We start from the raw sequence: 12,065 nt of genomic DNA, 5'->3' as shown, positions 1-12,065 counted from the left end.
ATATTATTTCGTCTGGGTTTCTTTAGCAAGAGAAGGTTCAAAAGTTGATTTAACTGTAACTTCACTATCATGTGCTAGGTTTAAGTTTCCTGATACAATAATCGAATCCCCTTCCCGTAAATGAGCACTATTTTTATTGGGATCGGCGATAATAGCATAAGAGGTACTATTTTCATAAATGGTTTGTATGTAAGTCCAGTAAGCCTTTCCTTTTTGATATTTAAACAGGATTTCCTGATTGTCCCGAATAAGCACAGCATCTTTAGGGACAACAAATTGATTAGGAACATTTTTCTGAATGATCACCTTTACATTCATTCCTTCCATAAGTGGTCCATCGTTTTGTACACGGGCTTTTATATCTACCATTCCATTTTCTTTAACGATCGGGTTGATACTTATAATTTTCCCAAAGTATCCTTTACCAGTATTAAAAGGTTGTATTTCGACATCTTCCCCCTTTTTAATCTGATTCACTTCGGATTCGATCAAATTGAATTCTACATCAAACACAGAATCATCAATTAAACTCATAAATTCTTCACCCGCATTAACTTGTTCAAATTCCTTGAATTTTATATCAGCAACTTTACCACTAAAGGGAGCACGTAAAACCGTAGAGTTGACATCGAATTTGGCATTTTCTAATTGATTTTCTGCTTCGCTGTAACCAGAGCGAATAGAAGCCATTTCATAAATATTTTCAGGAATATTCTCCTTGTTCTGCAAATCATACCCACGTCCTACCAACATATCTTCAAATTCCAACCGGGCCTTTTTAAAAGAAATTTCTGAACTGTTCAGTTCTTGTTGGTATTCGAAATCGTCCAGATAGGCTAAAGGTTGGCCTTTTCTTATCACATCTCCATTTTTAACGAGAAGTTTTTTTAGATTCCCATCAACTTTGAATTTAAGCACATTTTTTTGATTAGCTGTCAGTTTTCCATTAGATAATAATTCCTTGTCGAAAGATTGTCTTTCCAGGATTACTATCCCTACATCATTCTTTTCCTGAAGATATTGCTTTTTATCAACAGAGACTTCTTCCTTATTCTTTTTATCGGAGCAACTTGTCATCACACCCCAAAAAGAAAATAACCAAATGAAGATTATTGAAAACCTAATTTTCCAAAAGGAACTTCCTTTATTTATAAAAAACCTTTTTATTCCTAACCCTGCCATATCATTGTGGATTTGACTATTTCCCAATCTCTTAAAATTGTATAGTTTTGGACTTTGACACTTTTGGCTCTCCAGTGGTATAAAACTCGGTTTCCATAATTTCTATTTGGCAATTATCAATATCAAATTCAGATTCTACTCCTTTAGTGGAGTCTATACAATGAATAAGAATGGAGTCCGTATTTCTTTCTAAATCACTTTTAAGTAACCATAAATACTGGCTAGATTCTTTAAGGTCTAGTATAACATCATATTTTAAAGAGTCTACTTCCGTGGATTCAATTTCAATGACTTCATTTTTATACTCATTGCTCAATGCATCTACTTCATTAGTGTAATTTACCGTTTTTTTGAGACTAATTAATGGACACTGTTGTTTTAAATTAATTTTTTCAGGATTCTTTACTTCAACAAAATTTGATTTACAAGATGCTAAAGTTATAAACAGCAATAATAGTTTTTTGAATTTACCACTATTTTTCATATTTAGTTTTTTTACATATTGAAATTCACCTTCATGTCTGAGTTCCGATTTATTTCATATATAATTACACACATTTTTTAATGAAATCAATCCTGTCTGACCAATTCAGTGAAAATTTTCAATATCCTCTCTGATGTTGTAGGGTTTCCTATTAATAATATTTTATTATTTCTATCTAGCAACATGGAAGAGTATTCATAGTTTATCTCTGTCAAAAAAGAATACTTTTCTATAAAACTATTTTTAGAAGCATAGAATACATCTTCTAAGGGAAATTTAACTTGTTTCAAGTATCCTTTAACAAGAGCCTTATTATATCCGGATAAAATAAACTTGAAATCTACATGATATCCTTTTTCAATAAAATCTTCTTTTACATGAATCCATTTCAATAACTCCTTATAGCAAGAGGAACAGTTTCCGTCATAATAGGCGACTACAGTACGATTTTTCACTCCGGAATCAGATTTTCTGTTAGCTTGAGTCACAAATGGTTCAAGATCATCTGTAAAAGAAACCTTTTTCCCCCTCCATTTTTGGTTGAGTTCATCAGATGTATTATTTTCTTGTTCACAAGCAAATAATACTAAAAATAGTATAAAAACTAATTTTCTCATTATGAATCATATAATTTCGAATTTAAATATTTTAGGCTCCGTTTTCATATTCAACCCATATATAAACTTGTCTTTGTATATATCAAACTTTACAAGTTCCTGATCTAAAACATATTTTCTCACAACTTCACCCTGAAAATTAATAACATACACTTCTTTCCCATGATCATTTTCTATATTATTTCCATTGTATAAGGCACTATGGCCAAAAAACCGCCAAAAGGTCCCGGATTAAAAAAACTCCCTGTCATTTTAAAACCGGCACGATTGGAAGGAATATTCTCCAATAATTGCGCAAAGCCAATGACTGCTTGTAGTATACCAAATAAGGATACGGATAGTAAAAAGTAAGGGATTGCCTTGAAAGAGATATTCCTTAAAGCTATATATAAAAAAGATAATCCTATTAATTCATAATATTTTAAAGAAAAGACAGAAACAGACTGAACCCAATATCTATTAATCCATATATAGAAGAACAAGATCAACAAACACACATCTATAAGCCTGATGCGTATTGCCAAGGGGGAAAACAAGAATTTTCCAAGGGATAGGGTTAGTATGAAAATGACACTATACAAGAAAAAAACAGACTTTCCTGTTTGTGTCGAATTTATTAAATATGGGATATTTATAGAAGCCAATACGGTCAAAAGCAGACAAATGGCACCTAATAATATAGCGTCGATAAAAGTTTTGCATCTTGCCATAGTTCATGTAGGGTTTTCATAAGTATTCAGGGGAGGGAATTGTTGTAATCTATTTATTCATAATATATATTTTAAACATGCACCAATTTAAAAATATTTTTACTAGGAACATTAGTTAATATGTTAAATTTACATTTGTCATAGAATACATTTACCTATAAAACACCTATTACCACCAGATCTGAATATCATTCTCATAAGTAAAGATTCTTCCATCCTTTCGGTAAAACAGAATTTTCACAAGTAGCTGATTTAGATCCATATAGGATTTATAAAAATCAAGTTTAAAAAAGCTAAAACCAAAAATTTTAATATAAAAAATACAATTATTTTTCAAAGCGCAATACTACTCCAATATTACAGCCGTAGCTTTATTGATTAGTATGGAATTCTAAAAACCCAGATGAAGAACTATAATCAAAAACTCAAGTCAAGTATATAAAATTCAATCCATCTTATACAAATAGCATCTTCAAAGTCTATTTCGATATTCCCTCCTTTAAGCGATTCCTATATTTTAATTTATCTATTTTCTTCCTTTATCCCTATTTATTCACCACCATACCTGTTTTTGATTTTCATAGGTAAAAATCCTTTCTTCTCTACCCTCAGTATGGTTTCTTAGCCAAAAAAGCGCTCCTTCGGGAACCTCATTATAAGTTATATGATAATCATCAAACGCCTGTTTTCTCCCAAGAGAGATCCATTGACCATCCCAATAAAGTAATTCATAAATACATCCAGGCCATATATCATTTTTATCTGTCCTGGGGCAAAATACAATTGACTTTATCTCTTTCTGCTCTCCTAAATCTAACCCTAACCATTGTCCATCCTCCTGATATCCCGTATAGACAAAACTCAAAGGATCACCGTCGAAAGCATTTTTCATAGATGGGGTTTCTACATTTTTTTTATCTGTCATTATTTTCCCGCTTAGTCTTTCTCCACCACCTCCTTTGATTTCTATTTTGGCTATATTTCCTGGACTCTCTTTAGGGAATAAATAACGTATATACTGATACTTGGTAGGCATTTTAATTGATATTTCATGGTTTATCAATCTAAGTGTATCTTGAATTTGGTATAAGTCAACCTTGTCCCTAAACTCTTTGTCATTTGATGCCTGAAACACCCCTCCAATTGTTTGTCCCAAAAAATCATTTTTTGGATGATATTTTCTTAGTAATCTCATGGTATCTCTCTCTTTTTGAGGGACAATATATGTCTGACGACCATCCTCATGCAATATAAAAGGGTTAGACACAGAAATTAATCCTCCATTAGAATCTTCAATCATGGCTAAGTATACTACACCCTTCCCTCCTATATCTTTAAAGGTTACTGAATCGTTTTTGACTAACGTCCAATCAATAGGCTCCCAAGCATTTCTATGGTTCCGGTTAAAAATACACAAATACACTATTTCTTTAGAGCTTGATATGGGGCTTGTCAAACGGACAGGAATATCATAGGCCTTAGTTACTTCACTTGTAATGTCATCCCATCCAAAAAGTCGTAATTTTTGAAGAGCAGCATTATTTAAATCCTCTCTTTTAATGAGTCTTCTTCTATATATCTTAGTCGCACTAGCTCCAGGAGCACTTTCACCTGCAGGGGATTCTGTTAAGGGATCGAACAATTTCCAGTTTCTGTCTGATGCAAGAACAGCATTTGTTTGATGACTTTGACTCACATGCCCATATTTATTATAAATTATTTCAGTAACCGATATTCCAATAGATCGCATCGCTTCCACAACAAGATTAGACATACTTTCACAATTTCCATGAACCTTGCATTCATACATAAAAGGCCCACTTAAGAATTGAGGTGCATGATCTAAGGCTTGTGACCACATAAATTTTCTTTTTGTCAAAAAAGTGTTTAGTTTGTTACAGACCTCAACGGGATCAGTCTCTCCCTTTAAACCTTCTCTAAAAGAAGTCAATTCTTCAAAAAAAAATTTACGCCAAGGCTCGGGCCTCTGCTTTCCACTTCTGTAAGGCAATATATATTCGCAAAATTCCTGAAAATTATACGTCCTGGCCCAAGGCAAATCCCATGCTTTAAAAGCATATTCAATATTTTCAATAAGAAATGTAGAGGATAGGGTTTCAACGTCCTTCCTCATAAGTGCATTAGCATCTATTATTTTACCATTTTTATTTTCATATTCCTTAATCATTTCGGTTACCAGTTGATTTCTTCTCGTTAAACTGTCCTTATCAATGGTTTGTCCATAATCTCTAATCAAGTCTTTTATTTGCTCACCTAACACCTTCATTTTACGATAATTTGGAGTATCCATATAAGTCTCATAAGGCATTATTTTTGTAATTAAAAAGCATGCAGCTTTATATTTTGAACTATCTTCTTCTGCCTTCGAATAGTGCTCTAATACTTTCTCCAATTCATCTCTGTTTTCTCCTGCTAAGCCCAATGCCCACTCCAATTCCCTTTGACTATTGTTTTTGCAAGAACTCAATACTATTAGAAAGAGGAGAAATAATAAGTAGGTTTGTTTCATTTTATACTTAATATTAAAAAATTGCAAAAATTCGATATAAAACAATCACATAATTCATATATAGGAATGAGAACACAAGAAATAGAAAAGACTGACCCTTCCCTTTAAACCTGTTACATACTCACAAAGGAAGAGCAAAACTTGCATTCAGACATCAAAACATTCTATTAAATGAACTAAAATTATCTCCAATATATAGTAAATACACAATCTAACCGAAAGATATTTCTTAAAATGAGAGATTATACTGGGTAAATAACACTTTATCCCCTTTCCAAAATAGATATTTCCCTCAAATTTCAGAATGCTCCTTTGCCATACTTTTAAATTTATTTCAAGGCCTAAAAGTCAACATTAAAAAAACAAGTTCTACATTTTAAGGATTCTATCCCGGGAAAGAAAATCTTCATTTTCATTGACCAAAGCAAAGTTCAAAACAATAAACTACACCGATTGAAATTGCCAACTACTAAAAGTTTCAGTTATAAACGTAGTAAAAATTTTCTGAATTTGAAGAAAATTTAATTATATTAGTAGGGATTTTCAGGTGTTAAAGTAAGCGTCTACCCTCTCAAGGTTGAATCGTAGCCTTGTCTAAGGTGAAATATGTGTAAATAGATTTGTAAGTTTTCGCTCAACAATTAAGCATAAATTGTTCAATCTTTTTTGCTTAATTCAATTATCGTAAGTCCTGTAAAATTCTGGTTCCTTCGAAATTGAAATACCAGCCTTTGCCTGTAAATTCCAATGTAAATTAATAACCAGGTAATTAAAAATTTAAATAGTTGTTTTTACAACATATTAATATTTTATAAAAGGTAACGTAAGATATAAATTGGAGGTAATATTTTTAAATCCTGGATCTAGATTTCTCATAGAGTATTTTGTCATTGAGGAGTACAAAATCCCCTGGTATTTAATGAAATAACATCAAGTAAAATAAATGTTAAACCAACAAAATCTATGCCTATGTAATACAGAAACGCCCCAGGGGAAGTTTTTAACTATGCCAAGTTTTATTAGAAATAAAATGAGCATGACATTTGGCAAAGGTAGTGTTTCCCTAAAGACCTTTGCAAGAAAAATAACAAATATGATTTTATTAATTATTAAAAAACCAACAAAATGAAAAAGATAATAGGAGTTTTTGGAATTATTGCCTTAGCACTTGGTATGTTCTTAAGCACAAATACCACTGCTAAAGTTTCCAGTGATTTAAACTTAAATTCATTGATAAGTCTGAATCCTGCTGAAGCCGCCTGTCCAGAATCAAATTCTAGTTCGGCGAATGCTAAATGTACTGCTTCTAACAATTGTTTATATGACACCTCGGCAAGAGAATGCCATTTATAGCATATAGTAATGCATCCATTAACTTTAGCTTAGCAAGGCCAATTATAATTGGCCTTGCTAAGCTAAAAACCATAATCGATAAAGGTGAAAACAATATATTTAATAGTAATATTTTCAGCATTTTTTTCTTGCTCTACTGACCAGCCAGAAATAAAAAACCTAAAAAAAGGGAGTTTAAAAGCTACTATGGAACTGATGGAAACCAATATTAAAAAGTTTCCATTGGATTCAAATACAGCACCTAAACCTAGATATTTGGAGATATTTATTGACTCTACAGGCAAAAGGAAACTTACGTTTCTAAACAGCTTTGATAACTCAATTTATATTTATGATTATAGTAGTTCCGTGTTTGAAGACCTAATAAAGTTTGAAAAACAGGGTCCTAATGCAGTCCCATATCCAACGGGGTATCACATTAAAAACATGGACTCCATATATATTGCAGACTACCAAACTATGGAATTATTATTGGTCAATGACAAATCTGAAGTAATCAAAAAAACGCCATTGATGGGAGAAAAAGATTTTAGGAGTTCTCCTGAATTATTAATTAGTAATTGTCAATATTTTCCCGAAACATCAACTCCTTTCATTGAAACAAAAAACACATTAATGCTTCCGGGATTTTATATGAGGATAATTCCAGATTCTTTAAGTAACAAAGTCAATTTTATAGCCCAAATTGAATACAAAACAGGTGAAATTGAACATCATAGTCCATATCCCTCTAAATTATATGGTTCGAATTTTACGTGGAGTGATCCTTTTTACACCAAAGTGTATCCGGAAATAGATTTAGAAAGAAACAGAATGATTTACAGCTTTCCCGTATCGCATAACCTTTTTATTAAAAGTTTAGACAATGACACCTATACTGAAGTTTATGGTGGAAGTAATTTTGCAGGCACCATCAAGCCATCGAAAAAAAATCCCGAGAACATTTCCAGGCAGGAATTAATACACCATATAAATGAACAAGATTTATATTCGGCATTACTATATGATAAATATAGAAAGGTCTATTACCGGTTCCTTCGTAAAGCCATACCAAACCCAACGATACATAACGGACTAAAAGACAAGCCAATTGCAATTATTATTATGGATGAGAATTTTGAATATTTAGGAGAAACCGTAATTGGTGATAGTCACGAATGGAATTGGGATAATTGTTTTGTTACCAAAGAAGGGTTAAATATTGAGTATTTGGATGAGGGTGATATCAATGAAGTATATATGGTTTTTAAGATATTTGAACCAAAACAAATTCCTTAAAGCCTTTTAAAATGAAAGTAATTTCAAAAAGAACGGCCTTTCTTTTTTCAACAATTTTCTTCTTGACAATTTCATTTCAAGAAAAAGAAAACAAAATAGAACAGGAAATACTAACTAAAGCTCTGACTGATATTGATTATGCCTCCCTGTTGACTGGTTAGTCATTTTACCTGGTCTGGGGATGTACCGGCTGTATCCAAGAGGCTGAGTTTTTTATGGGAGAGTTTCTGGATAATCAGGAAATACTCTTTGTCCTTACCAAAATAGAATCTTTAAAGATCTTGCAACAAAAGATAAACAAACGGTTAAAGGATTATTCCAATGTATACTATGATACAAAAGACAAATTTGTAGTGCCAACAGACAACAGTATTTATTCTTGTATAATTGGACTAGAGAACAAAAAAATAAAAAGTATAGAGTTTTCATCACCGGATAATCCTCTAGCATTTGAACAAATCAAAAGTCGTTTGGAAAACAATCAATTATAAAAAAGAACATCCGTTCTTTTGTTCAAGAAAACACATAATTTTTAACAGCATTTCAACCCCATTTCACATGTTATCGCACTTTGGTAAGAATTCGTCTTATTATGTCTGTTGTTCAACACACCTTTATCAAGTCCGCACCAAAAACAAGAACTATTTTTCTACTGTAATGATACCATAGTTATAGCTGTGCTATTCAATCGAAGACTTAGAAGAGGCCAGAAAAAAATTATGATTTTGTTATATTCCTTTTTATTTTGAAACCATAGCAATCGAAGGGGTTAAACAATGGGGAAGAAATTAAAATGACCGATGATGACAATAGTATTTTACATAAATAACAAGACCTCTAAATCGAAACTGACTCCGTATCGATATTCATTCCTTGCTCAGAGTTTCATTTGCAAACCGAGTTATTAAAATGTTCTGTCGATCCGTAGCCATACTGATTTTGTTTATTTTAGTCTATACGAATACTCGTGGGCAACAAACGGATTTCACAATGGACCAATTAGCCATTTCGGTAAATAGGCCGTCTGCTAAAAATGAGACCAATTCTGTTTATCTACAAACAAACAAGGATATTTATGTATATGATGAGGATTTTTGGTTTAAGGCATGGGTACTTGATAGTAAATCACACCTGTTCAGTCCCTTGGATAAAACCCTCTATGTAACCTTGTCCAAAGCATCTAATGACAGCGTTGTTTTTAGAGAAAAATATCAAATTAAGAACGGCACTACCAACGGGCACATTTATATTAAGGACACATGGCCGGAAGGAGAATATTGGCTTTCCTCCTATTCCGGACATTCTGTTTACAACAATGATATGCCTTTTTATGACAGGCGTAAAATCAATATTGTTCCCAATATCGCAGACATCAATATAAAGACCTCACATAAAAATAATAATCAAGTTAACAAGCACATTCAGTTTAATGTGTTCCCCGAAGGAGGTCATTTGATTTCTGAGTTGAATAATACAGTCGCTTTTAAAGCTGTTTCTTCCGATGGAAAGCCTGTTAAAATAAAAGGGGCACTCTATGAAAACGGTAAAGTGATTTTACCCATTCAAAGCTTTCACGATGGGATGGGTAAATTTGATTTTGTGCCTAATGGAAGTAAGAGATATACCATTCAATTAGACAAACAAACCGACACAATTTATACCTTGCCGGTCCCAAAAAAGCAAGGGACTCTACTCCACCTTGAATCACAAACCAAAGAAAAACTTGTCTTTAAAGTCGTCCAAACACCAATATATCCAGAACAAAAGGTTTATTTAAGGATACAAACCCGAGGGATCGTCCAATTCATCGCACGTGGTATGTTAAAGGACAGCTTGCGTATCAAAATCCCCTTACAGAAAATTCCCCAGGGCGTGGCAGAGGTAACTTTATTCGATAGTGATCTAAAACCCTTGGCAGAAAGATTGGTTTATATCAATATGGGAAAAAAACTGAACCTCTCGATTACTGGGCTGGAAGAATTTTATGGAACCAGAAAAAAAGTAAAGCTCAAAATAAAAACCAGTGATAGCAAAAACAATCCTGTACGAGCACAGTTATCTGTTAGTGTATCCGATCATATATATCAATATTCCAAACGGAAAAACATCCTTACACATTATTTTCTATCAACCCAATTAAAAGGCCAAATCTATAACCCTGAGTATTATTTTGATACTTCTCATAAAAACAGCAATAAAGCGCTGGACCTGTTGATGCTTACCCAAGGATGGCGAAAATATACGTGGAATGAAGAATCTTTACAAAAACGTGCCACGACAAAAAATATAATCCCCCCCGTTGAAACGGGTACGCTTCAAGCCATAAAAATCAAAAAGAATAATTCCCCCCAACACACCATGATGCTGTTTAACCCTACTAACAATACAAGGCAGATGCTGGTATTGGATGATGATGGAACATTTAAATTGGATGAATCCTCATTTAAATTAGGTCGAAGACTATACCTAAAACATTTTCCAAAGGACGATGATAAATATGCAGTCTATCTAATAAATACTTTCGATAAGATAAAAACCGCCCTGACGGGGAAAAATAAGCCATATCCCGTATTTGATAATAAAGACAAACCACAACCATTCGATTCTCTAATGATAGCCAAGCGGGAACAGAGGATCATATCTTTGGAAGAGGTTAGGGTAAGTGCTAAAAAAAAGAGTGTGTTTAGAGATAAATATCTTGGGCAATTGGATAGCTTGGCCAAATTGGACATCAATACGGATTATGTTTGTATAAGTAATATTTTAAATTGTCCGGTGCACGAAAATGATTCAAGGAATCGTAGACCTGTCGAAGGGGAAGCATACGAATCCTACATCGGATTCCAATGGAATACAGATCGGTCAGGCTATACGATCAAGGGAAAGAGAGCAATCAAATACCACTATCCGGAATTTACAGAAGAGGAAATTTTAAAAAAGCATAATTTGACAAAGGTGCAAGGTTACTACGGTAAAAAAGTGTTCTATAGCCCCATTTATGACAAAAAAACATTAGAAGACCCCTTTCCCGACTATCGCAACACCCTGCTTTGGGCTCCATCTATCAGAACAGATGAAAACGGGGAGGCTACCATTCATTTTTACACCTCAGACATCAACACACAGTTTATCGGAATCATTGAGGGGATGGGAAGTGAAGGACAATTAGGACATCAAAACTTTAAATTTTTCGTGAGAAAGAACTAAATAGCTGTAACCTTTTCCCAAATCTACAGAAGTTATCTGGTTAAAAGAATTTACATGTCATGTTTTGATACCAATTATAGATTTAAATAGTAAAACCTTTAAGCAAACCTACTTATGGAAAATTGTAAGACACAGGAGTTGGCACAATTTCACAATTGGTTAAAAATCCCAGAAAATTGGGCTATTCTAAAAGGTCACATACTGGCAGATCATGACCTTAACCTAGCCCTTCTGGAAAATGACATGGAGGCGGCCTATACCCGCGTTATTAACCATATAGACCAACAAGAACGGAAATCGGAAAAATAAAAAAAGAAACTATAACTTATTTTCTGTCCTTTCATTCCGCAAAAACATCTAAGGAGTTTAACTGTTAAAGTTAAAGTAAGTATACTGTTGGCATACACCTTTTGGATGGTTCTTAGCCGATCATAAAATCGTTCAGGCATCATAAAGCCATATGGCCTTTGCAGTTGTTTTACAAAAGCTAACAGTTTATGCAATAACTTCAACAAAGCTCGGGTTAGGGAGCGTCGTCTTGTAGGCTTCCCTAAAAATGTAAGCTTCCCTAAAAACCGAACTGTTTAAAATTATAAAAATGATTAATTTTAAACCTCAGTTCAAAAAATGAAAAAGAGTAAATTTTCACCCCAGCAAATCGCCAGGATTTTAAAAGAGTTTGACAACGGCAAATCAGCCGTTGA

General features: G+C 33.2%; 10 protein-coding genes. 5 read left to right on the top strand and 5 right to left on the bottom strand.

Features of this window, described 5'->3' with window-relative positions; all coding sequences use genetic code 11:
• Positions 1 to 3: 3 nt before the first annotated feature.
• From KN811_RS21310 to KN811_RS21290, 5 genes are all read right to left on the bottom strand, one after another.
• Positions 4 to 1,182, bottom strand: a complete 1,179-nt coding sequence (locus KN811_RS21310; protein ID WP_187966942.1) for an efflux RND transporter periplasmic adaptor subunit — start codon at positions 1,180 to 1,182, stop codon at positions 4 to 6.
• A 31-nt stretch (positions 1,183 to 1,213) separates the two neighbouring features.
• Complete coding sequence (locus KN811_RS21305; protein WP_187966941.1) at positions 1,214 to 1,666, bottom strand: hypothetical protein; 453 nt, start codon at positions 1,664 to 1,666, stop codon at positions 1,214 to 1,216.
• Positions 1,667 to 1,752: 86 nt separating this feature from the next.
• A complete protein-coding gene (locus KN811_RS21300) occupies positions 1,753 to 2,283 on the bottom strand; it encodes a hypothetical protein (RefSeq protein WP_187966940.1) in 531 nt (176 codons plus the stop codon).
• 173 nt (positions 2,284 to 2,456) lie between these two features.
• On the bottom strand, positions 2,457 to 2,993 hold the full coding sequence (locus KN811_RS21295) for a hypothetical protein (RefSeq protein WP_187966939.1): 537 nt from the start codon (positions 2,991 to 2,993) through the stop codon (positions 2,457 to 2,459).
• A gap of 553 nt (positions 2,994 to 3,546) precedes the next feature.
• Positions 3,547 to 5,523 carry a discoidin domain-containing protein gene (locus tag KN811_RS21290; protein ID WP_187966938.1) on the bottom strand — a complete coding sequence of 659 codons (1,977 nt, stop codon included), beginning with the start codon at positions 5,521 to 5,523 and terminating at the stop codon, positions 3,547 to 3,549.
• A gap of 1,125 nt (positions 5,524 to 6,648) precedes the next feature.
• On the opposite strand from KN811_RS21290, the gene KN811_RS21285 reads away from it, so the two are divergent.
• The 5 genes from KN811_RS21285 to KN811_RS21265 all read left to right on the top strand — a co-directional run bounded on the left by KN811_RS21285 (position 6,649) and on the right by KN811_RS21265 (position 11,670).
• Positions 6,649 to 6,876: a hypothetical protein gene (locus KN811_RS21285; protein WP_187966937.1), complete on the top strand. Its 228-nt coding sequence runs from the start codon at positions 6,649 to 6,651 to the stop codon at positions 6,874 to 6,876.
• Positions 6,877 to 6,960: 84 nt separating this feature from the next.
• The gene (locus KN811_RS21280; protein WP_187966936.1) at positions 6,961 to 8,154 is read left to right on the top strand and encodes a DUF4221 family protein; all 1,194 of its coding nucleotides are present in this window, start codon (positions 6,961 to 6,963) and stop codon (positions 8,152 to 8,154) included.
• 11 nt (positions 8,155 to 8,165) lie between these two features.
• A complete protein-coding gene (locus KN811_RS21275) occupies positions 8,166 to 8,315 on the top strand; it encodes a hypothetical protein (protein ID WP_216335031.1) in 150 nt (49 codons plus the stop codon).
• An 829-nt stretch (positions 8,316 to 9,144) separates the two neighbouring features.
• The gene (locus KN811_RS21270; RefSeq protein ID WP_187966935.1) at positions 9,145 to 11,361 is read left to right on the top strand and encodes a hypothetical protein; all 2,217 of its coding nucleotides are present in this window, start codon (positions 9,145 to 9,147) and stop codon (positions 11,359 to 11,361) included.
• A 114-nt stretch (positions 11,362 to 11,475) separates the two neighbouring features.
• On the top strand, positions 11,476 to 11,670 hold the full coding sequence (locus tag KN811_RS21265) for a hypothetical protein (protein WP_187966934.1): 195 nt from the start codon (positions 11,476 to 11,478) through the stop codon (positions 11,668 to 11,670).
• Positions 11,671 to 12,065: the final 395 nt, after the last annotated feature.

Source organism: Sinomicrobium weinanense (genome assembly GCF_018863395.1).
Lineage (GTDB): Bacteria > Bacteroidota > Bacteroidia > Flavobacteriales > Flavobacteriaceae > Sinomicrobium > Sinomicrobium weinanense.
The sequence above is the reverse complement of the archived record's forward strand: the minus strand, read 5'-3'. Positions and strand labels throughout refer to the sequence as shown.

What these genes read in the sequence shown, in the direction of transcription:
- KN811_RS21310 (WP_187966942.1), bottom strand. Translation starts at nt 1,182, where the DNA reads ATGGCAGGGTTAGGAATAAAAAGGTTTTTTATAAATAAAGGAAGTTCC.
- KN811_RS21305 (WP_187966941.1), bottom strand. Translation starts at nt 1,666, where the DNA reads ATGAAAAATAGTGGTAAATTCAAAAAACTATTATTGCTGTTTATAACT.
- KN811_RS21300 (WP_187966940.1), bottom strand. Translation starts at nt 2,283, where the DNA reads ATGAGAAAATTAGTTTTTATACTATTTTTAGTATTATTTGCTTGTGAA.
- KN811_RS21295 (WP_187966939.1), bottom strand. Translation starts at nt 2,993, where the DNA reads ATGGCAAGATGCAAAACTTTTATCGACGCTATATTATTAGGTGCCATT.
- KN811_RS21290 (WP_187966938.1), bottom strand. Translation starts at nt 5,523, where the DNA reads ATGAAACAAACCTACTTATTATTTCTCCTCTTTCTAATAGTATTGAGT.
- KN811_RS21285 (WP_187966937.1), top strand. Translation starts at nt 6,649, where the DNA reads ATGAAAAAGATAATAGGAGTTTTTGGAATTATTGCCTTAGCACTTGGT.
- KN811_RS21275 (WP_216335031.1), top strand. Translation starts at nt 8,166, where the DNA reads ATGAAAGTAATTTCAAAAAGAACGGCCTTTCTTTTTTCAACAATTTTC.
- KN811_RS21270 (WP_187966935.1), top strand. Translation starts at nt 9,145, where the DNA reads ATGGACCAATTAGCCATTTCGGTAAATAGGCCGTCTGCTAAAAATGAG.
- KN811_RS21265 (WP_187966934.1), top strand. Translation starts at nt 11,476, where the DNA reads ATGGAAAATTGTAAGACACAGGAGTTGGCACAATTTCACAATTGGTTA.